Below are 20,968 nucleotides of genomic sequence, written 5' to 3'. Positions count from 1 at the left end.
ACGGTTCACGCATGCCCGACTACCTCGACGATCTCCGCTTCGCCCACGTCCTCGCGGACGCCGCCGACGCGACGACCATGGCCCGCTTCAAGGCCCTCGACCTGAAGGTCGAGACGAAGCCGGACATGACTCCGGTCAGCGAGGCGGACAAGGCCACGGAGGAACTCATCCGCGGGCAGCTTCAGCGCGCCCGCCCCCGGGACGCGGTCCTCGGCGAGGAGTACGGCGTCGAGGGCACCGGCCCCCGGCGCTGGGTCATCGATCCGATCGACGGCACCAAGAACTACGTACGCGGCGTCCCCGTCTGGGCCACGCTCATCTCCCTGACGGAGGCAGTCGAGGGCGGCTACGAGCCCGTCGTCGGCCTCGTCTCCGCCCCCGCGCTCGGCCGCCGCTGGTGGGCCGCGAAGAGCCACGGCGCCTTCACCGGCCGCAGTCTCTCCTCGGCCTCCCGGCTGCGCGTCTCCCGCGTGTCCAGCCTCACCGACGCCTCGTTCGCGTACTCCTCGCTCACCGGCTGGGAGGACCAGGGCCGGCTGGGCGGCTTCCTCGACCTGACCCGCGAGGTCTGGCGCACGCGCGCGTACGGCGACTTCTGGCCGTACATGTTGGTCGCCGAGGGCGCCGTCGACATCTGCGCCGAGCCCGAGCTGTCGCTGTGGGACATGGCCGCGAACGCGATCATCGTGACGGAGGCCGGCGGCGCCTTCACCGGCCTCGACGGCCGCCCGGGCCCGCACAGCGGCAACGCCGCCGCGTCGAACGGCCTGCTGCACGACGAGCTCCTGGGCTACCTCAACGAGCGGTACTGACCAACACCCTTCCTCTTGTTGACCCCCTCTTTGCCTGTCACTCTGAGAGTCCCGCCCCTTGTGAACTTGTGAAACGGTGAACAAGCGGGGGCGACCCTCAGGAGGTGGCTCCATCCATGCTCGTCCGTGACGCCATGAGCACAGTGGTCCTCACCATCGGCCCGACCCACACCCTTCGCCAGGCCGCCGCGCTGATGTCCGCCCGCCGGGTGGGCGCGGCCGTCGTCCTCGATCCCGACGCCGGCGGTATCGGCATCCTCACCGAACGCGACATCCTGATCTCGGTCGGCCTGGGCCAGGACCAGGCCGCGGAGCCGGCCCACGCCCACACCACCACCGATGTCGTGTTCGCGGCCCCGTCCTGGACGCTGGAGGAGGCCGCCCATGCGATGACACACGGCGGTTTCCGTCACCTGATCGTCCTCGACCACAACGAGCCCGTCGGTATCGTCTCGGTCCGCGACATCATCCGCTGCTGGGCACCGCTACGGCAGCAGGTACCGGCCTGAGCCCACGCGAACGGGCCGGACCCCTGGCTTCAGGGAATCCGGCCCGCTTCGACAAGCGATCCAGTGCTGGTGGGTGTGTCAGCCGCGCAGGGCCTGGACCGCGGCCTCCAGCCGCTTGCCGAAGTCACCGTCCGCCTGACGGAAGTTGTCGATCGCACGCTCGGCGATGTCGCTGCGCGAGACCTTGGCGATAAAGCCCGCCAGGTTGTCGATCAGCCGCTCCTTCTCGTCCTCGGACATGAGCCGGTAGAGGTTGCCCGCCTGTACGAAGTCGTCGTCCTCGGCGTGCACCGGGGCCGGGTGGTTGCCCGTGCCGCCGGTCACCGCGGTGGCGGACCACAGCGGGCGGTCCGTCTGGAACGGGCCCGCGAAGCTGTTCGGCTCGTAGTTCTTCGCACCCTTGTGACGGCCGTCGTACAGGAAACCGTCACGGGAGTTGGTGCGCGCCTCGGTGGCGTGCGGGCGGTTCACCGGCAGGTGGTCGGCGTTGATGCCGACGCGGTAGCGGTGGGCGTCGCCGTACGCGAAGAGGCGGCCCTGGAGCATCTTGTCCGGGGACGGGCCGATGCCCGGCACGAAGTGGGCGGGGCTGAAGATCGACTGCTCCACCTCCGCGAAGACGTTCTCCGGGTTGCGGTTGAGCTCCAGCTTGCCGATCTCGATCGGCGGGTAGTCCTCGTGCGGCCACACCTTGGTGAGGTCGAAGGGGTTGAAGCGGTACGTCGCCGCGTCCGCCGCCGGCATGATCTGCACCTGCACGGTCCACGTCGGGAACTCGCCGCGCTCGATGGACTCGCGCAGGTCGCGCTGGTGGCTGTCCGGGTCCTCACCGGCGAGCCGGCCCGCCTCCGCCTGCGTGAGGTTCCTGATCCCCTGGTCGGTCTTGAAGTGGTACTTGACCCAGAAGACCTCGCCGGCCTCGTTGTTCCACTGGTAGGTGTGCGAGCCGTACCCGTTCATGTGGCGGTACGACGCCGGGATGCCGCGGTCGCCGAACAGCCAGGTCACCTGATGAGTGCTCTCAGGGCTGAGCCCCCAGAAGTCCCAGACGTTGTCCGCCTCCTGGCTGCCCGTGTACGGGTCGCGCTTCTGGGTGTGGATGAAGTCCGGGAACTTGATGGCGTCCTTGATGAAGAACACCGGGGTGTTGTTGCCGACGAGGTCGTAATTGCCCTCCTCGGTATAGAACTTCAGCGCCCAGCCACGGGGGTCACGCACCGCGTCGGCCGCACCGAGGTTGCCCGCGACCGTGGAGAGGCGCAGGAAGGTCTCGGTCTGCCTGCCCACCTCCGAAAGGAACTTGGCGCGCGTGTACTTCGTCACATCGGCCGTCACCGTGAAGGTGCCGTAGGCGCCGGCGCCGCGGGCGTGCACCACACGCTCCGGGATGCGCTCACGGTTGAAGTGGGCCAGCTTCTCCAGCAGGAGCTGGTCCTGGACGAGGACCGGGCCGCCGAGGCCCGCGGTCTCACTGTTCTGGTTGTCGGCGACCGGAGCACCGGCCTCCGTCGTAAGCGGTCCCTGCGTCACGCGTGCCTCCTGCGTCAGTTCTGCCCCCGCACTGTCCATGGGTCGATCCTACATTAGACTTAATCCAAATCAAGTAGAGCTCCAAATTCACACCTATTCGGATTCTGGTCCCTTGCTGTTAAGCTGGTGCGCATGAGCGACCTTCTGGAACGACTGCGCGGCCGCGGATGGCGGATGACCGCACAGCGGCGCGTCGTGGCCGAGGTCCTCGACGGCGAACACGTCCACCTGACGGCCGACGAGGTCCACGCGCGAGCTGTGACCAAGCTGCCCGAGATCTCCCGGGCGACCGTCTACAACACCCTGGGCGAGCTGGTCTCCCTCGGCGAGGTGCTCGAGGTCGCCACCGACAAGCGCGCCAAACGCTACGACCCGAACGCCCACCAGCCACACCACCACCTGGTCTGCGCCCACTGCGGCTCCATCCGGGACGTCCACCCCACCGGCAACCCGCTGGCCGACCTCCCCGACTCGGAGCGCTTCGGCTTCACGGTCTCGGACGTCGAGGTGACGTACCGCGGACTGTGCCCCAACTGCGCGACGGCGTAGCACAACGGCGTAATACGTACTGCTGCGAGCCCCCGGCACTGATCCAGTGCCGGGGGTTTTCTGCTGCGTACGACCTTCCCGTATCTGACGGGTCGTCATATCGTCGGCGGCGCCCACCAGTCCGTTCCGCACTCCGCGAGGAGACACTGTGGGAGAGCCGTATCCGAAACTCAAGTCCAGTGACCTGACCCGAACCTTCGGCCGGGGCCCACGGGCCGTCCACGCCCTCGGCCCCCTCGATCTGGCCGTCGCCCCCGGCGAGTTCGTCTGCCTCGTCGGCCCCTCGGGCTGCGGCAAGTCCACGCTGCTGCGCATCGCCGCGGGCCTGCTCCGCCCCAGCACGGGCCGCCTGGAGATCCGTACATCCAGCCCTCGCCCGGCCGCCATGATCTTCCAGGACTACGGCATCTACGACTGGAAGACCGTCCACGCGAACGTCCGCTTCGGCCTGGACATCCAGCGCGTCCCGCGCCGCGAGGCGAACGCGCGCGCCGGCGCCTGGCTGACCCGCATGGGCCTGGCCGACTTCGCCGACGCCTACCCGGCGGCCCTGTCCGGAGGCATGCGCCAACGCGTCGCGATCGCCCGGGCGCTCGCGGTGGAACCCGAACTCCTCCTCATGGACGAGCCGTTCGCCGCACTAGACGCCCAGCTCCGCATGATCCTTCAGGACGAACTCCTCGGCATCACCCAGTCGCTGAGGACGACGACCCTCTTCATCACCCACAGCCTGGAGGAGGCGATCGTTCTCGGCGACCGCGTCCTGGTGATGTCGGCCCGTCCGGGCCGTCTCATCGCCGAACGCCACCCCCCGTTCCCACGCCCGCGCACCGGCGACATCCGCTCCGCCCCCGAATTCACCACCCTGAAGAGCGAGTTGTGGGACCTGCTGCGAAAGGAGGCGGTGCCGGCATGACGACGATCGCTCCCGAACGGGAATCGCTCCTGGTCCGCGCTCCGGGCCCGCACGAACTCCATCCCGTACGCACCCACCGCCGCCGGCGCGCCCTGGAACTGTCCCTGGCGGTCGCCGTCCCCCTCCTGCTGGTCCTGCTCTGGCAACTGGCCGCCACCCAGGCCTGGATCGACGACCGCGTCTACCCGGCCCCGTCCACGATCCTCGCCGACGGCTGGGACCGGGCCGCGGCCGGCGACCTGTGGCCGGATGTGTGGGCGACCCTGAAACGCGTCCTGGCGGGCTACGCCGTCGGCACGGCGGCGGGCTACGCCCTGGGCCTGCTGATGGGCTCCCTGTCGCTGGTACGGGCGGCCCTGGAGCCGCTCCTGGACGCCCTGTACGTCGTACCGAAGCTGGCCCTGCTGCCCATCTTCCTGAACATGTTCGGCCTGGGCGAGGGACCGCAGGTGGCCCTGGTGGCGGCGACGGTCTTCTTCTTCGTCTGGATCTCGACGATGTCGGCGGTCATGTCGATCCCCTCCGGCCACCGCGACGCGGGCCAGGTCTTCGGGGCCTCCCCCTGGCAGATGTTCCGGCACGTCCTGCTGCCCGCCTCCCTCCCCGCGGTCCTGGTCGGCGCCCGGATCGCGGCGGGCGTGGCGGTCCTCGTCATCGTCGCGTCGGAACAGATCGCGGCCACGAACGGCCTCGGCCACCTCATCTTCGACTCCCGCGCGCTCTTCCAGAACGACGTCATGTTCGTCGGCATCGTCTGCGTGGCCGTCCTGGGAGTGCTCTTCTCCGAACTGGTGCGTGTCGTAGGCCGGTTGCTCACACCGTGGGCGCCGCGGGACCGGGGACGGGGGCAGTCATGAGCGTTCGTTCGTACGGTGTCATGGTCGTCGTCGCGGGTCTGCTGGCGTCGGCGGGCTGCTCGGCGTCCTCCTCGTCCCGCTCGGAACCCCGGGAGGCGGCGTCGCGCACGATCCGCCCGGTGCAGGGCTGTGGGGACACGTCCTGGACGGACCCTGCCGACATGTCTCCGAAGCGACAACCGGCGCGCTGCGAGCCGGGCGCCCCTGGCCCGCGGCGACTGTCCGAGACACGGAAGCTGACGATCGCGACGGGGACACTGAGCGCGGAGTACGTGGCGCCGCTACAGGTCGCCCTCGACAAGGGTGAGTTCAAGCGGGAGGGCCTGGACGTCACCCTGAAGGTGCTGCCGACGCCGGACGCGCTGCCGTTGCTGGCCAAGGGCGAGATCGACGCGCTCTGGGCGGCCCCGGAGGCGGCGGTGATGAACGGGCTGCGGGGCGGCTTCGACATCAAGTGGGTCGCCGGGAACTTCTCACCGGACCCCGAGTCGAAGAGCGGTCTCTGGGTCCGGCTGAAGGACGGCGAGAGCGCGGACCGGGTGGCCATGGCCGGCCGCAAGCTGGGCACGATGATCGGCAAGGGCTCGGTGATCGCGTACCCGATGGAGCAGGCCCTGGAGCAACACGGCGGTGGCCTGGACAAGATCCAGTACCAGCAACTGGGTTCCGCCGACGTCCTCACCGCCCTCCAGAACGGCGGCGTCGACTCCGCCTGGCTCCTCGACCCGGTCTGGCGCAAGGTCGACGGCACGCCCGGGTACGCCTTCCTGGGCGGCCAGCCCCTCGGCGAGCCCCTGGGCGGCATGCTGTACGGCCCGAGCCTCCTGAACGACGACGTGGACGCGGGCGTGGCCCTGATCCGGGCGTACATCCGCACGGTGAACTCGTACTTCGCGTCCGACTACAAGAAGAATGCGAGCTTCGTCACATACTTGGCGAATCTCCTGAAGGCCGACAAGGAGATCCTTGAGTCGACTCCGTCCCTCCGCATGGACTGGGAGATCCGCGCGGGCACAACAGACCGCCTCCAGTCCGCGTACGGCGCCCAGGGCGTCGCGGACGGCGATCCCCTACCGGAGTCCCGGACGGTGAACCGGTCCCTGTACGAGGAGGCAGTGGGCCATCGCCCCTAGTGCGCAACACGCACCTAGGGCCCGGATCGTGATGATCCGGGCCCTAGGCCTTCAGTAGCGGGGACAGGATTTGAACCTGCGACCTCTGGGTTATGAGCCCAGCGAGCTACCGAGCTGCTCCACCCCGCGTCGATGAATGGAACATTACGTCAAGGACGCGGACAGAGGCAAATCGCTTAACCGCAGCTCACGCCGACAGCTCCTCGCGCAGAGCGTCCCGCAGCCGCACCGCCCGCTCCGACACCTCGGCCGGCCCGAGCGTCACCGCACGGTCCGCCCACCGCTGCCCCTCCGCCAACTCCCCACGACGCGCGTAGACAAGGGCAAGCCGCAACGCCGCCCGCCCATGCCCCGCGTCAGCGGCCCGCGTCCACCACACCGCCGCCTCGGGCTCACTTCCCTCCCGGACCAGCAGCAGCCCGAGATTGAACGCCCCGTTGCGCGACCCGGCCTCGGCAGCCTCCCGATACCACCGAGCCGCCTCGACCACATCGCCCCGCGCGGCGGCCAGCATCCCGACCCGCACCTGCGCCCGCCGATGCCCCTGGGACGCCGCCCGCTCGTACCACTCCTCGCACTCGGTCCGCTCCCGCACCGGCTCCCCGAGCTCATGCGCAGGCTCAGGCGGCCGCCGCGCATCCAGCACGGTCGCCAGCCGATACGCGGCCTCGGCGCTGCCGCCGCCCGCCGCGCACCGCAGATGCCGCTCGGCCGCCCGCTCGTCCCCCTCCCGCAGCCGCGCCATCCCGACCTGAAGCGCCGCCTCCGTGTGCCCGGCGGCCGCGGCACGCTCGTAGCACCGCAGCGCGACCGCGTCCTCACCCCGCCCGGCGTACAGGATCCCGAGGTTGAACGCCGCGTCCACGCTCCCGGCCTCCGCGGCCTTGGAGAACCATGGCTCGGCGCCCGCCGTGTCGCCGCCCTGGAGCAGCAGGATCGCGAGCGCGTTCGCCGCCTCGCGGTGTCCGGCGTACGCCGCACGCCGGTACCACTGCTCGGCCTGGGCGGTCCGTCCCTGCTCGGCGCAGAGCAGCCCGAGGTTGTACGCGCCGTTGACGTCTCCGGCGTCCATCGCGGCCCGGTACCACCGCTCGGCGGTCTGGGTCTCGCCGCGCTCGGCGTGCAGCGCACCCAGCGCGTTGGCCGCGTTGCCGTCGCCGTCCTGGGCGGCCCGCAGCCACCACACGGCGGCGCTCTCGGAGTCGCCCGCGTCCCGCAGCAGGAACCCGAGCGCGCAGGCGGCCCGTGCCTCCCCGTCCTTGGCGGACGTCAGGTACCAGCGCCCGGCCTCCTTGAGCTGACCGCGCTTCTCCAGGATCGCCCCGAGGTGCAGCGCGGCCCGCCGGTGTCCGCGCGCGGCGGCCTGGCGGTACCACTGCTCGGCCTCCGCCGCGAGGGAGGCGCCGACGCCGTCGTCCGAGCCGGTCTCGCCCTCGCTCACGGCCTTGCGATCGATCGCCCGCGCCAGCCGGTACGCCGCCTCCCGGTGCCCCCGCTCGGCCGCGGCCCGCATCCAGGCCTCGGCTCCGTCGTCGCCGCGGTGCTCCAGCAGATCGGCGAGCGCGTACGCGCCGAGGGCGTGGCCCTGTTCGGCGGACTGGCGCAGCCAGTACTCGGAGGCGGGCTCGTCGCCGCGCTCCCGGTGGTGACGGCCCAGGGCATGCGCGGCGGCCGCGGACCCGGCGACGGCAGCGATGCGCCACCAGCCGGCGGCCTCGTCGGCGTACCCGCGCTGGTGCAGGAGAACACCCAGGTTGTTGGCGGCGGCCCGGTCGCCTGCGGCGGTGGCGGCACGCAGGTGGGCTTCGGCTCCGTCGAGATCACCGCGGCGCAGCAGCATGGCCCCGAGGACGCTCATCGCCTCGACGTCGCCCGCTTCGGCGGCGAGCCGCTGGCGGGCTTCCTCGGCAGCCTCACCGGTTTCGTCCCGGTCCGCGGACTGAACGAAATCGCTCACGCGACGCTCGAAGTCGGTCGCCTGCTGCTCGAAGTCGCCCACCGGCTGCGCCAGTCCGGTCGCAGGCCGCGGGAATTCGGGCACGGACATTTCGCCCGTCAACTGCGAAATGCCGGCAGGCTCCCCAAACCGCCCTGTCTCCAACAGAGTTGCCTTGTCCCCCATAACGTCCATCGTCGCACCACCTGCAACCTGGGTACACCTGGTATACCGCAGCCAGTGAGGTCACTTCAGCGTTTTGTCGACATGCCCACAGAACGACAAGTCAAACACACATCCCTCAACTCCCCACAGCGGCACGGCCATCCCACAGGTCGGCACATGCGTTCGCACACACGCCGAAGGCCCGGATCCTTTTCAGGATCCGGGCCTTCGTCTTCAGTAGCGGGGACAGGATTTGAACCTGCGACCTCTGGGTTATGAGCCCAGCGAGCTACCGAGCTGCTCCACCCCGCGCCGTTGTTCGGCAACCGTATCACGGCGCGGGACGGTCTCGATCAACTGGTGTCCGGGCTCCCGCTCGGACTCGGACTGCCGCTCGGGCTGCTGCTGGGACTGGGGCTGGAGCCGCCGGTGTTGCCGGCCTCCGTCTGCGCGTCCTCGGCCCGCTGGAGCGCGTCCTGGAGGTCCTCCTGCGCCCGGCCGTACGCCTCCCAGTCACCCTTCTTCAGGGCTTCCTGGCCGGCGTCGAAGGCCTCCTGGGCGTCGTTCAACGCCTCCTGGACCGTCGGGTTGGTGGACGTCGGTGGCGGAGTCGTCGTACCGCCTTCGTCCTCCGGTGGTGGCTCGGTCGTCGCTCCCTCCGCTCCGAAGACCTTGTTGAGGGCCTCGTCGAGGGTGTCCTCGAAGGCCGTGTTACCTCCGTAGGTGACCAACACCTTGCGCAGCAGTGGGTACTTGAGCCCGCCACCACGGACGTAGACGGGTTCGACGTACAGCAGTCCCCCGTCCAGTGGCACCGTCAGCAGATTGCCGTACTCGACTTCGGAGTCGCCGCCCTGCAATAGCCTGATCTGCTCAGCGATGTCCTGTTCGGAGTTGAACTGGCTCTGGACCTGTTTGGGCCCGTTGACGGTCGTACTCGTCGGCAGTTTCAGGACTCTGATCTTGCCGTAGTCACTGGTGCCTGCCTCGGCGTCGACCGACATGAACGCGCTGAGGTTGTCCCGCCCATTGGGCGTGAACGTCGTCGTCAGCGAGAACGCCTGCGCCTGCTGGTCGGGCATCTTCAGGCTCTGGTAGTACGGCGGTACCGCGTTGCCCGACTTGTTGGTCGGGTCGTCCGGCACCTGCCACACCTCGCTGCCGCTGAGGAACGTGTCCGCGTCCTCCACGTGGTAGCGGGCCAGCAGCTCACGCTGGACCTTGAACAGGTCCTGCGGGTACCGGAGATGGGCCATCAGGTCCTTGGAGATGTCGCTCTTGGACTCCACCGTGCCCGGGAACGCCTTCATCCAGGTCTTCAGGACCGGGTCCTCGGTGTCCCACTGGTAGAGCTTGACCTCGCCGGTGTACGCGTCGACGGTCGCCTTCACCGAGTTGCGGATGTAGTTGACCTGGTTCTGCTGGGCCACCACCGCGCGCGAGTTGTTGGTCGCGGTCAGCGAGTCGGCCGTCGAGGAACCGAGCGTCGTACGGGACGCGTACGGATAGCCGTTCGTCGTCGTGTACGCGTCGACGATCCACTGGATCTTGCCGTTCACCACCGCCGGATAGGCGTCGCCGTCGATGGTCAGCCAGGGGGCCACCGCCTCGACGCGCTCCTTGGGCGTGCGGTTGTACAGGATCCGCGAACCCTCGCCGATCGCACCGGAGTAGAGGATCTGCGGCTCGCTGAACGCCACCGCGTACGCCGCCCGGTTGACCGGGTTGGCGAGGTTGACGCCGCTCTTGGCCTCGTAGCTGTACGTCTTCTCGCCGCTGTCGTCGGAGTAGTCGATCTCCTTCTGGGGACCGCCGACGATCGAGTACTCGCTGGTCTTCTCGCCGTAGTAGATCCGCTGCTGATACGTCCCCAGCTCTCCCTTGGAGGGCAGGTCGGACTCCGTGAACACCGGGCGGCCCTCGGCGTCGACCTGGGTGCCCTTGGCCGCGACCACGCCGTACCCGTGGGTGTAGCGGAAGTGGTCGTTGATCCAGTTGTTCTTCGGAATGCCGTTGAGGTTCAGCTCACGCAGACCGATGACCGTGTCCTGGTCCTTGCCGTCCTCGCTGTAGCGGTCGACGTCCAGATTGGTCGGGAACGCGTAGTAGTTCCTGATCTGCTGGAGCTGCTGGAACGTGGGCGAGACGACGTTCGGGTCCATGATGCGGACGCTTGCCGTGGCGTCGACGTCGTCCCGCAGCTTGGTCTTGTCCTCGGTCTTGCTGACGCCGCTGTAGTCGGTGACCTTGGCGTCGTCGATGCCGTACGCCTTGCGCGTCGCCTCGAGGTTCTTCGTGACGTACGGCGCTTCCTTGGCCTGCTCGTTGGGCTGGACCTGGAACTTCTGGACGATCGCCGGGTACAGGCCGCCGATGAGGATCGCCGACAGCACCATCAGACCGAAGCCGATCAGGGGCAGCTGCCAGGTGCGCCGCCACAGGGTGGCGAAGAACAGCAGCGCGCAGATGACGGCGATGCAGAAGAGGATCGTCTTGGCGGGCAGATAGGCGTTCGCGTCGACGTACCTCAGGCCGGTCCAGCTGTCGGTCGCCTTGAAGTCGCTGGACTTCACGGCGAGGCCGTACCGGTCGAGCCAGTACGCGACCGCCTTCAGCGCGACGAAGATACCGATGAGCACCGACAGATGACCCGTGGCCGCGGCGGTGGCGCGCGCGCCCGGGCTGGTGATGCGCAGCCCGCCGTAGAGGTAGTGGGTCAGCGCGGCGGCGATCAGCGAGAGGATCGCGGCGGCGAAGCCGAAGCCGAGCAGGAAGCGGTACCAGGGCAGGTCGAACGCGTAGAAGGCCACGTCGAGGTGGAACTGCGGGTCCTTCTGGTTGAAGGGCACGCCGTTGACCCACATCAGCCAGGTCCGCCACTGACCCGACGCCGACGCGCCCGCGATCAGACCGACCAGGGCGGTGATGCCGAGCAGCAGCCACTTCTTGTACGGCGCGATGCCCATCCGGTAGCGGTCGAGGTTCTGCTGTTCCATCGACATGGCGCTCAGCGGCGGGCGCAGCCGGTGGGCCAGCCAGATGTTGAAGCCGATCGCGAGAGCCATCAACAGACCGAAGACGAAGAACAGCCCGATCTTGGTCCACAACGTGGTCGTGAACACGGACGAGTAGTTCACCGACCGGTACCAGAGCCAGTCGGTCCAGAAGCCCGCGAACATGGTGAACGCCATGCCGAGAACGGCAAGGACGCCCAACGTCATGAGCAGGGTCCGGACACGCCGCGACGGGCGGCCCACTCTGATCCGTGGCCCCGTCGGGCCTCCGCCGCGGTCCGGCATCTGGAAAGCCAAGGTGCGCACCTCGAAGTTCGCTGTTGGTCTGTCGGGCCCCCGAGTTCACGGGCCGTCCGAAGGGCCCCGTGATCGTAGGCCCTCCCCTATGCAACTTACTCACGCTTTACTCGGTTCCCGATTCCGGCCGGGAACGAGGCAGGATTGTGACCATGTCCAACACTCCCATGGCAGCGAGCCCTCTGACCCGGGCCGTACTCGAGATCGACGAGTACGTTTCCGGCCTCGGCTGGGACCAGCCCGCGCGCCTCTTCGCCCTCGTCGACACCGCCCGGCTGCGGGCCGAACAGCCCTCGCTCGCGGACCGGCTCGGCCTACAGGACGAACCCGAGGCCACCGGTCTCACCCCGATCGAGCAGGACGAGATTCCAACGGGCAAGCAGCTCGACGAGTTCCTCGGCACCATCGCCTGGCCCGACGCGGTGGTCGGCTGTGCGCTCACCGTGGAACGCCTGATGCTGCCGCCGTCCGCGGAAGCATCCGTTCCGGAAGGCCTCGGCGAGAAGAAGCTCGCTCAGTGGGTCGCCGACCATCCGGACCGCCAGGAGGTCCGTATGACGGTCGCGGTGCTGCGGGACGGCACCCGCGACGCGGCCCTGCGGCTGCGCGAGAAGGACTCCCCGACGGATGTCCTGACGGGATCCCAACTGGTGCCGGGGCTGGCTCAGGCGCTGGCGGCGACGTTCGAGGAGTAGCTCGGTCGGCTACTTCGTGCTGCACTTCGGCAGGTCGGCGGTGTCGCCGCCGCGGATGTCCTTGAGGGCGCCGAGGGCGTCGTCGATGGTGTTCACCTTGACCAGGGTGAGGCCCTTGGGGGTGTCGTCGGCGGCGGCCGCGCAGTTGTCGGCGGGCGTCAGGAAGTACTGGGCGCCCTTCTCGCGCGCACCGACCGTCTTCATCTCGATGCCGCCGATCGGGCCGACCTTGCCGGCGTCGTCGATGGTGCCGGTGCCGGCGACGAACGACCCGCCGGTCAGGCTGCCCGGCGTGAGCTTGTCGTAGATGCCGAGCGCGAACATCAGACCGGCGCTCGGTCCGCCGACGTCGGCGAGCTTGATGTCGATCGTGAACGGGAACGTGTGGTCGGTCCCGGCGGAGATCCCGACGATGGCACGGTTCTCGCCGGTGTCGTCGGAATTCGTGGTCGTGATCGTGACCTTGTCGGTCTTGGTCGTCGCCCGCTGCTCCTTCTCGGCGGCCGCCTGCTCCGCGGCGGGCACGATGGTGAAGTCGACGTCCTCACCGGCCTTGTGCTTCGTCACCAGTTCGGCGACGTCCTCGGGCTTCTTCACGGTCGTACCGTCGACCGCCTTGATCACATCGCCGGCGTGCAGCTTGCCCTCGGCCGGGGAGTCCTTGAGGACGGTCGAGACGATCACCCAGGACTGCACCGGGACGTCCAGCGCCTTCAGGGCGGCGACCTTGGCGCTCTCCTGGGACTGGCTGAACTCCTCGGCGTTCTCCTGGGTCGACTGCTCCTCGGTCTTGCCGTCCGGGTAGAGCGTGTCGTGCGGCACGATCTTGTTGTCGTGCGCGAGCCAGCCGTAGACGGCCTCGACGAGGTTCATCCGGTAGTCGGCGCTGGTGACCCGGACGGTGGTCATGTTCAGATGCCCGCTTGTCGCGTACGTCTTGCGCCCGTCGATCTGTAGCACGGGCTCACCGTCGTGGTCCCCGAGCGTGTTCACCGTCGGCCCCGGTGACATCTCCGCATACGGCACGGTGATGAAGACTCCCGCGCACAGGAGCGCGATCAGTATCAGGGTGGAGGCGAGCATCGTCGCAGTGCGGCGTGGCATGGAACGACAGTACGGGACGCTCCTGTCAGCGGACCGTCAGGGCCGTCCGTCCGGGCGGCCGCCCCCGTCACGTATGGGTTCGGGGCTTCTCCATGGCCTCGCGGAAACGCGCGTACCCGTCGAGCTCGGGCCCGTCGCTCCGCGCCTTCCGGGTCCGGTTGGCCCAACTGCCCCACAGACCGGCGCCGATCGCAGCCATAAGCGGAATCAGCAACCAGGCGAGCGCCGCCATGCCGTCCTCCCGTCCCCGATGAGCGACCGCAACTGACTGATCAGCAGATTAACCATCTGCCGTGACAACGCTCATGCCGGGGGGCAGGTTACGCAACCGGAAGAAGGCGAGGGATTGGTCGGGTCGGTCAGCAGGCGCCGACCCATTCCTCGGCACCGTCCGAGAACTTCTGGCGCTTCCAGATCGGCACTTCGTGCTTGAGGTCGTCGATGAGCTTCCGGCAGGCCTCGAAAGCCTCACCCCGATGCGGGCAGGACACGGCGACGACGACGGCAAGGTCCCCCACCTTGAGGTCCCCGACTCGATGCACGGCCGCAAGCGCCCGCACCGGATACCCGGCGACGACCTTCTCGGCGATCCGCCGCATCTCGGCCTCGGCACTGGGATGACACGAGTACCCGAGCTCGTCGACATCGGCACCCCCGTCGTGATTCCTCACGGTCCCCACGAACAGGGCGGTGCCACCGGCCGCGTCGTCCCCGACGGCCCGGAACACCTCGTCGAGGGAGAGGGCCGTCTCCCGGATGGCGATCAGCTTGATCGGATCGTGCGCGGCCTGCTCACCAGGGTGATCGTTCGTGGGTGCCATGCCTCTATCGTGCCGCACGCCACCGACAACCCGGAATGGAACTTTCACCAGGCACGCGCGCGTACCGGTTGGGAGCCTCCTACAGGGCTCCCGTTGGGGTTCTCCTCAACGCCGCCGGGCCTTCCGGGCCCGCCGCACCACAGCCGCCGCACCCAGCAGCGCCACCGTCGCCCCCGCGGCCCCCGCCGCGGTCGCGTCCTTCCGGCCCAGCCGCCGCCCGGCAACCGTGTGCCGTCCGGCAGCCTCCTCCAACAGCTCCGCCAGCACCTCCTCGTTCGTCCACTGCGGCCGCCACCCGGCGTCGTGCAGCCGGCTCCCGCTCACCACCCACGGATACATCGTGTACGCCAGATCCCCCGCCGGAGACGGCGTGAGCCCGATCCGGTGCAGCCGGGCGGCCGCCCCCAGCGCGACGGCGGACGGCAGCTCCATCCGCCGGATCCCGCTCAGCTCCTCGACCTCCTCCTGCTCCAGCCATCCGTCACACCCGACGGACAGTTCCCCGTCGACCTTCTCCAGAACGGCGTACTCGAGCGCACTGCACAGATCCTCGACATGACAGAACTGCCAAGCGGGCCGGGAACCGGCCACGACAAGCAGCCGAGGCGACTCGAAATACCTGGTCAGCGCGGTGTCGGTACCCCCGACCAGCACGGCCGGCCGTACGACGGTGACATTGAGTCCCGGATGCGCCCGCGGAGCCCGCCGCGCGAGCCGCTCGATCTCCAGCAGATCCCCGACCCCGGTCGCCTCAGCCGTGGCCCGCAGCTCCGCGTCCTCGGCCAACGGCAGCTCGTTGTCCGGCAGCGCCCCGTAGACCATCGCGGACGTGCACAGCACCACCCGGTGCACACCGGCCGCCGCAGCCGCGGTCAGCACGGTCTGTGTCCCCCGTACGTTGTACGCCGTACGGGCCGCGGCATCGGTCTCCAGATCCAGGTCGAGCGCCAGATGCACCACCACGTCCGCGCCCCGCAACTTGTCCGCGATCGCCGGATCCCGCACGTCGAGGATGTGCCACTGCGCGGCCGCGCACTCGCCGCGCCGCTCGTCGATGGCAATGACCTGCTTGATCTCTCCGGACGCGGCGAGCCGCTCCGTGAGCAGCGCGCCGACGCCGGAAGCGGCGCCGGTGACCGCGACGACGGGCCCGCGCACGGCGGGGGCGGGCGGGGTTGAGTGGTTTCGCGCTGCGCGAACCTGTGGATCTGGGGAACTCACCGGGCGTCTCCAGCGGTTGTCTTCAGTACGAACGCGAGCGACGCGTGCGTACCAGGTGCATCCATCCTGCCGCAGGCCAAGAGTCGGCGGAGCACCGAGGCCCGAACGGCCGCGGGTGTCTACGCTGGGTGGTGTTATCGGGCAGTCGCGCCGCCGGAGCCAACCGGTGGCCTTAACAGCCGAGGAATCCCGTGAGTGACACCCCATTCGGATTCGGCCTTCCGCCGGAGGAGCCGGACGACGGCGACGAGGGCAAGAAGAAGGACCAGCAGAGCGGTGGTGGTCAGGGCCCGGCCAACCCGTTCGGTTTCGGCGGGCTGCCCGGTGCCGCAGGCGCCGGTGCGGACAATCCGTTCGCTGCCATGTTCGGCTCGCTGAACCCCACCGACCTGGGCGCCGCGTTCCAGCAGCTCGGCCAGATGCTCTCGTACGAGGGCGGGCCGGTGAACTGGGACATGGCCAAACAGATCGCCCGCCAGACGGTCTCCCAGGGCACGTCGGACGGCACGAAGGACGCGAGCGTCGGCCCCGCCGAGCGCACCGCGGTCCAGGAGGCCGTCCGCCTGGCCGACCTGTGGCTGGACGACGCGACATCGCTGCCGTCCGGCGCGGGCACCGCCGTGGCGTGGAGCCGCGCGGAGTGGGTCGAGGCGACCCTGCCCGCGTGGACGGAGCTCGTCGACCCGGTCGCCGAGCGCGTCGGCGCGGCCATGGGCGACGTCCTGCCGGAGGAGATGCAGGCCATGGCCGGCCCGCTGATCGGCATGATGCGTTCCATGGGCGGCGCCATGTTCGGCACGCAGATCGGGCAGGCCGTGGGCGTGCTCGCGGGCGAGGTCGTCGGCTCGACGGACATCGGCCTGCCGCTCGGCCCGGCCGGCAAGGCCGCGCTGCTGCCGGTGAACATCGAGGCGTTCGGCAAGGACCTGGGCGTGCCCAAGGAGGAGGTGCGGCTGTATCTCGCTCTGCGCGAGGCCGCCCACCAGCGCCTCTTCGCGCATGTGCCGTGGCTGCGCTCGCACCTGTTCGGCGCGGTCGACGGGTACGCGCGCGGGATCAAGGTCGACACGGCGAAGTTGGAGGACGTGGTCGGTCAGTTCGACCCGCAGAACCCCGAGCAGCTGCAGGACGCCCTCCAGCAGGGCATGTTCCAGCCGGAGGACACGCCCGAGCAGAAGGCAGCCCTGGCCCGTCTGGAGACGGCTCTCGCGCTCGTCGAGGGCTGGGTCGACGCAGTGGTGCACGCGGCCGCGAAACCGCGTCTGTCGTCCGCCGACGCGCTGCGCGAGACCCTGCGCCGCCGCCGTGCCTCGGGTGGTCCGGCCGAGCAGACGTTCGCCACGCTGATCGGCCTCGAGCTGCGCCCCCGGCGCCTGCGCGACGCCTCCCGTCTGTGGGCCTCGCTCACGGACGCGCGCGGTGTCGACGGCCGTGACGGCCTGTGGGCCCACCCGGACATGCTCCCCACCGCCTCCGACCTGGACGACCCGGACGGCTTCGTGCACCGCGAGCAGCTGGACTTCTCCGAGCTGGACAAGATGCTCGGCGAGGCCGCGGACAAGCCCGACCTCAAGAAGCGGGACAAGGGCGAGGACGACGACACCGAGTGAGCCTGTATGACGACGCGGTCCTCGTACTGAAGGGCTACGAGGACCAGGAAGAGCTGCGCCGGACCTATCTGGACCATCTGGAGGCGTATCCGGACGGCATGTGGAAGGCCTGCGAGGACGGGCACATCACGGCGAGCGCCCTGGTGATCGACCCGTCGCGCGAGCGCGTGCTGCTGACGCTCCACAAGAAGATGCGCATGTGGCTGCAGATGGGCGGCCACTGCGAGCCGCAGGACATCTCTCTCCAGGCCGCCGCCCTGCGCGAGGCGACCGAGGAGTCCGGTGTCGCAGGGCTGACGCTGCTGCCGGGCGGCCCGGTGTGCCTGGACCGGCATCCGATCCCGCCGCCGTGCCACTGCCACTTCGACGTCCAGTACGCGGCGCTCGCTCCGGCCGGAGCCGTGGAGGCGATCAGCGACGAGTCGCTCGACCTGCGCTGGTTCGGCTACGACGAGGTGGCGACCGTGGCGGACGAGTCGGTCGTACGGCTGTTGAAAGCGACCCGCGCCAGGCTGTGAGCTGGGGACGCGTAAGGGGCGACCGCCCGGGCGGTCGCCCCTTACGTTTGCTTCCTGGACCGTCAACTCCAGACGTTGCCCTGGTTCTGTCCCCGCGCCCCGTGCTGTCCCATGCCGAACTGAGCGGCGGCGCCCGAGCCGATCTGGGCGTTCTGCGGCGGCAGCAGCTCGCTGGGCTGGACGAGTGCGTAGCCGCTGCCCATGAAGCTGAGCTCCCAGCCCTCACCCGTGTTGCCGCGGCGTCGCCAGATCCCGGAGGAGTGCGTCTGGGACTGCATCTGCACGCGCAGGCCGGTCGACCAGGCGACGATGGCGTCGGCATCGCAGTTGACGTATTTGTCGGGTGTCACCTGCATCATCAGCGGGGCGCCCGAGGTCATCAGGGCGACCCTGCCGCGGCCGGAGATGTTGAGCTGGTACTTCCCGGAGCCGGAGATGCCGTAGAGGCTGTCGACGGCGATGACCTCGTGATGCAGCGTGGAGTCCATGGCGAGGACGTAGCTGCTGTCGACGGTCAGCCCGTCCTGCTCCACGTCCATCACATGGACGTGCTGCTTGAGGTTGGCGAGGTAGACCGTGCCCTGCCCGTGGCAGCGCATCAGGTCCAGGCCCTCGCCCGTGTGCGCACGCGCGCGTCCCTGACCGCGGCTCTGGTACTCGGCGTCGAACTCGACAAGGCCCTGGTAGGCGACCATCGTGCCCTTGCGGGCGAGGAGGTCGTCGTGGCCCTCCAGGGCGACGCGGAGCATCTGCTTGTTCTGGAGGCTCCAGCGTTCCTGGGTCTGCTGGTCGGTGTAGGCGAAAAGCGGACTCTGCATGGTGTGGTGCTCCCCCTCAGCCCCGGACCCGGAGACGGTCGGTGCTGTCCTCGCTGGGCTGGACGACGACGATGCCCTGGCCGGAGAAGGCCATCTGGAAGGCCTCACCGCTGCCCCGGCCGATGAGCGACTGCGCCTTGAAGCTGCGCTTGCCCTTCACCTTGAGGTTCGGGGACCAGGCGACGAGTGCGTCCGGGTCGACGTACGTCTCGTCCTCGCCACCGCCGCAGTCGACGACGATCGGCTTGCCCCGGGAGGTCAGCGCGACCCAGCCCTGCCCGGTGATCCTGGTGTTCCACAGGCCCTGCCCGGCGAACTTCGCCAGCCCCTTGACCCGCTCGACGCCCCAGGTGAGGTGGGCGTCGAAGGCGAGCAGGTTGGTGGCGTTCACGGAGATCCCGTCGCCGTTGAGGTTGATCACGACGACGTTGGCGCCGTAGTCGGCGAGGTAGAGCAGGCCGTCGCCGGAGCACTTCATCAGGGGCGCGCCCTCGCCGGTCGCCCAGTCGCGGGCGATCTGACGGACGGCGGGCGGGTTGGGCTCGTACTGGACGAACCCTTCGTAGGCGACCATCGACCCCACGCGCGCGAGGAGGTCGTTTCCGGTCTGCATGGCGACCTTCAGCATGTGGTTGCCGTGGTTCTCCATGCGGGCGGTGACCGGTGCGGGAGCGTAGCCCGCGAGCGGCTGGTTCATGACGGGCTCCCTCAGATCTCGTACGGCTGGACGACGATGAAGTTGCCGGGAGCGGCCCGGAACTGGAGGTTGACGCTCTCTCCGGTGTCGCCGGGGTAGGCGTTGCGGCGCATCCGCACCTGGCTGGAGACGATCACCTGGGCGGCGGAGGACCAGGCGACCACGGCGTTGGCGTCGGCGAACGTCGTGGGCGTGACCGGGAGGACCACAGGCGTGCCGTGGGTCTTCACGATGATCGTGCCGGTGCCGGTGAACTGCATCGTGAACAGCGCGCCTCCGGGGATGCCGTGCCCCTCGACACGGCGGACCTCGTACTGAAGGCCCTCGTCGAAGGCGAGGACGTTCTCTGCGGAGACGCAGATGCCGTCGCCCTGGAGCTCGATGGGGTGCAGCATCGTGGAGTTCTCGGCGAGGAACACCTGGCCCTGGCCGGTGCAGCGCATCAGCTGCATCTCCTGGCCGGTCGCGTTGCCCGCGATACGGCCGGCGAAGCCCGCGCCCTTGTAGCTGAAGTCGACCTTGCCCTGGTAGAGCACCATGCTGCCCTGCCGGGCCAGCACGGGCTGCCCGCCGACGCCGAGGTCGACGCGGACCATCTTCTTGTTCTGCTGCGTCCAGCGCTGTCCGGTGGGCGTCTCCTTGAACTGCTGGAGCGCGGCGGTCACGCCGGGGGCCTGCGGCGTTCCCTGCGGGGCGCCGCCGTAGGGGGCCGCCTGCTGTCCGGGGACCTGGCCGAACTGCGGTTGCTGACCGTAGCCCGGAGGCGGGGTCGGCTGACCGTAGCCCGGCGGAGGCGTCGGGGCCTGGGGTGCCTGCGGCGCCTGGGGCTGCCCGTAGCCGGGCGGCAGCGGGGCGGTCTGGCCGGGGGCCTGGCCGTACGGCGGCTGCTGCTGGCCGGGGGGCTGGCCGTAGGGCGCGGGGGCGGGGCCCGGGGGTGGCACCTGGCCGCCGCCGGGCGGTGTCATGGGGGCGATGATGGTGGGCGCTGCGTGCACGGAGGGTGCGGGCGCCGGGGGCGGTGGCGGCGTTGCTGCCGGCGGGGTCGTTCCGGGCGGGGGCGCGAAGCCCTGCGCGGGCTGCGGCGCCGGTGGCGCAGGGGCCGGTGCTGGGGCGGACGGTGCGCCGAAGGCGGGCGGCGCGGAGGCCTGCGCGGGCGGGGCGAAACCGGGAGCGGCGCCGGCCTGGGCCTGCTGCGGCGGCTCGGGCGTCTCCTCTTCGAGGACCTCGCCACCGAAGTTCTTCAGCAGCGCATCGAGGCCACCGTCGAAGCCCTGACCGACCGCGGCGAACCGCCAGACGTCCTTCAGGTAGAAGTCGCCCAGCATCACGGCCCGTTCGGTGGAGAACTCCGAGCCGTTGAAGGAGTACCGGGCCACTTCCTCGCCGCCGGCGACGATACGGATGTATCCGGGAGCGATCTGCGACAGCTGCCCGGCGCCGTCGAGCGTCGCTGTGAAGGACAGCTTCTGGATCTGCGGCGGGATCCGGTCGAGCGTGACCCGGAAGGACTCCGTGTCGCCGGCCTGCTCCCCCAGCAGCTGGATGGACTCCTCGGGTGACTTCGGCTGGTTGAAGAAGACGAAGTAGGAGTCGTCCGAGAGCCGTTCCTCGGCGTCGAGGCCGAAGCAGCTGATGTCGAAGGTCAACCCGGGGCCCGAGATCTGCACACCTACGTACAGATCCGTGCCCGCGGTGAGATCACTGATCCTGGCCTTGTGGCCGCGTTGGAATTCCCTGGCCATGCGTAACGACCGTCCCCCATCCCG

Annotated in this window: 19 protein-coding genes and 2 tRNA genes; 9 read left to right on the top strand and 12 right to left on the bottom strand. The window is 69.6% G+C overall.

The annotated features are described in order from the left end of the window. Window positions 1-11 precede the first annotated feature (11 nt). Together hisN and KCH87_RS10775 are read left to right on the top strand one after the other, a co-directional pair. Window positions 12-812, top strand: coding sequence for a histidinol-phosphatase (gene hisN, locus KCH87_RS10780; RefSeq protein ID WP_210585747.1), 801 nt, complete (start codon window positions 12-14; stop codon window positions 810-812). 116 nt (window positions 813-928) lie between these two features. Then, window positions 929-1,321, top strand: coding sequence for a cyclic nucleotide-binding/CBS domain-containing protein (locus tag KCH87_RS10775; protein ID WP_210585746.1), 393 nt, complete (start codon window positions 929-931; stop codon window positions 1,319-1,321). A gap of 78 nt (window positions 1,322-1,399) precedes the next feature. Here KCH87_RS10775 and KCH87_RS10770 read toward each other — a convergent pair whose 3' ends face one another. After that, window positions 1,400-2,869 carry a catalase gene (locus tag KCH87_RS10770; protein WP_282612933.1) on the bottom strand — a complete coding sequence of 490 codons (1,470 nt, stop codon included), beginning with the start codon at window positions 2,867-2,869 and terminating at the stop codon, window positions 1,400-1,402. Window positions 2,870-2,983: 114 nt separating this feature from the next. Between KCH87_RS10770 and KCH87_RS10765 the strand changes: the two genes are divergently transcribed. From KCH87_RS10765 to KCH87_RS10750, 4 genes are all read left to right on the top strand, one after another. After that, window positions 2,984-3,400 (top strand): Fur family transcriptional regulator, encoded by a 417-nt coding sequence (locus KCH87_RS10765; protein ID WP_210585744.1) that lies wholly within the window; start codon window positions 2,984-2,986, stop codon window positions 3,398-3,400. A gap of 148 nt (window positions 3,401-3,548) precedes the next feature. Next, window positions 3,549-4,316, top strand: a complete 768-nt coding sequence (locus tag KCH87_RS10760) for an ABC transporter ATP-binding protein (RefSeq protein WP_210585743.1) — start codon at window positions 3,549-3,551, stop codon at window positions 4,314-4,316. Further along, window positions 4,313-5,173 carry an ABC transporter permease gene (locus tag KCH87_RS10755; protein ID WP_210585742.1) on the top strand — a complete coding sequence of 287 codons (861 nt, stop codon included), beginning with the start codon at window positions 4,313-4,315 and terminating at the stop codon, window positions 5,171-5,173. Before KCH87_RS10760 ends, KCH87_RS10755 begins: the two co-directional genes overlap by 4 nt. After that, window positions 5,170-6,306, top strand: coding sequence for an ABC transporter substrate-binding protein (locus tag KCH87_RS10750; protein ID WP_210585741.1), 1,137 nt, complete (start codon window positions 5,170-5,172; stop codon window positions 6,304-6,306). The genes KCH87_RS10755 and KCH87_RS10750 overlap by 4 nt, the downstream gene beginning before the upstream one ends. A gap of 55 nt (window positions 6,307-6,361) precedes the next feature. Here the strand turns inward: KCH87_RS10750 and KCH87_RS10745 are convergent. From KCH87_RS10745 to KCH87_RS10730, 4 genes are all read right to left on the bottom strand, one after another. Further along, a tRNA-Met gene (locus tag KCH87_RS10745) sits at window positions 6,362-6,435 on the bottom strand. A gap of 58 nt (window positions 6,436-6,493) precedes the next feature. Then, a complete protein-coding gene (locus KCH87_RS10740; protein WP_247196010.1) occupies window positions 6,494-8,437 on the bottom strand; it encodes a tetratricopeptide repeat protein in 1,944 nt (647 codons plus the stop codon). A 208-nt stretch (window positions 8,438-8,645) separates the two neighbouring features. Continuing rightward, window positions 8,646-8,719 (bottom strand) — tRNA-Met (locus KCH87_RS10735). A 41-nt stretch (window positions 8,720-8,760) separates the two neighbouring features. Beyond that, on the bottom strand, window positions 8,761-11,706 hold the full coding sequence (locus KCH87_RS10730; protein WP_247196078.1) for a UPF0182 family protein: 2,946 nt from the start codon (window positions 11,704-11,706) through the stop codon (window positions 8,761-8,763). Window positions 11,707-11,870: 164 nt separating this feature from the next. On the opposite strand from KCH87_RS10730, the gene KCH87_RS10725 reads away from it, so the two are divergent. Beyond that, entirely contained in the window at window positions 11,871-12,413 is a 543-nt protein-coding gene (locus tag KCH87_RS10725) for a PPA1309 family protein (protein ID WP_210585739.1), read from the top strand. Window positions 12,414-12,422: 9 nt separating this feature from the next. Here KCH87_RS10725 and KCH87_RS10720 read toward each other — a convergent pair whose 3' ends face one another. The 4 genes from KCH87_RS10720 to KCH87_RS10705 all read right to left on the bottom strand — a co-directional run bounded on the left by KCH87_RS10720 (window position 12,423) and on the right by KCH87_RS10705 (window position 15,559). After that, a complete protein-coding gene (locus KCH87_RS10720; RefSeq protein ID WP_210585738.1) occupies window positions 12,423-13,517 on the bottom strand; it encodes a PDZ domain-containing protein in 1,095 nt (364 codons plus the stop codon). 67 nt (window positions 13,518-13,584) lie between these two features. Then, window positions 13,585-13,749 (bottom strand): hypothetical protein, encoded by a 165-nt coding sequence (locus KCH87_RS10715; RefSeq protein ID WP_210585737.1) that lies wholly within the window; start codon window positions 13,747-13,749, stop codon window positions 13,585-13,587. 127 nt (window positions 13,750-13,876) lie between these two features. Then, window positions 13,877-14,338, bottom strand: a complete 462-nt coding sequence (locus KCH87_RS10710) for a molybdenum cofactor biosynthesis protein MoaE (RefSeq protein WP_210585736.1) — start codon at window positions 14,336-14,338, stop codon at window positions 13,877-13,879. A 105-nt stretch (window positions 14,339-14,443) separates the two neighbouring features. Then, window positions 14,444-15,559 (bottom strand): SDR family oxidoreductase, encoded by a 1,116-nt coding sequence (locus tag KCH87_RS10705; RefSeq protein WP_210585735.1) that lies wholly within the window; start codon window positions 15,557-15,559, stop codon window positions 14,444-14,446. Between the two features lie 191 nt (window positions 15,560-15,750). Between KCH87_RS10705 and KCH87_RS10700 the strand changes: the two genes are divergently transcribed. After that, the gene (locus KCH87_RS10700; RefSeq protein ID WP_210585734.1) at window positions 15,751-17,169 is read left to right on the top strand and encodes a zinc-dependent metalloprotease; all 1,419 of its coding nucleotides are present in this window, start codon (window positions 15,751-15,753) and stop codon (window positions 17,167-17,169) included. Then, window positions 17,166-17,687 (top strand): NUDIX hydrolase, encoded by a 522-nt coding sequence (locus KCH87_RS10695; protein ID WP_210585733.1) that lies wholly within the window; start codon window positions 17,166-17,168, stop codon window positions 17,685-17,687. Before KCH87_RS10700 ends, KCH87_RS10695 begins: the two co-directional genes overlap by 4 nt. A gap of 62 nt (window positions 17,688-17,749) precedes the next feature. Here KCH87_RS10695 and KCH87_RS10690 read toward each other — a convergent pair whose 3' ends face one another. Genes KCH87_RS10690 through KCH87_RS10680 form a run of 3 tightly spaced genes read right to left on the bottom strand, consistent with a single transcriptional unit; the run spans window position 17,750 to window position 20,944 of the window. Next, complete coding sequence (locus KCH87_RS10690) at window positions 17,750-18,505, bottom strand: AIM24 family protein (RefSeq protein ID WP_210585732.1); 756 nt, start codon at window positions 18,503-18,505, stop codon at window positions 17,750-17,752. Window positions 18,506-18,521: 16 nt separating this feature from the next. Then, window positions 18,522-19,202 carry an AIM24 family protein gene (locus tag KCH87_RS10685; RefSeq protein WP_210585731.1) on the bottom strand — a complete coding sequence of 227 codons (681 nt, stop codon included), beginning with the start codon at window positions 19,200-19,202 and terminating at the stop codon, window positions 18,522-18,524. A gap of 11 nt (window positions 19,203-19,213) precedes the next feature. Further along, window positions 19,214-20,944, bottom strand: coding sequence for a TerD family protein (locus KCH87_RS10680; RefSeq protein ID WP_210585730.1), 1,731 nt, complete (start codon window positions 20,942-20,944; stop codon window positions 19,214-19,216). Window positions 20,945-20,968: the final 24 nt, after the last annotated feature.

The sequence above is a fragment of the Streptomyces sp. GESEQ-35 genome (genome assembly GCF_017948485.1).
Classification (GTDB): domain Bacteria; phylum Actinomycetota; class Actinomycetes; order Streptomycetales; family Streptomycetaceae; genus Streptomyces.
The sequence above is the reverse complement of the archived record's forward strand: the minus strand, read 5'-3'. Positions and strand labels throughout refer to the sequence as shown.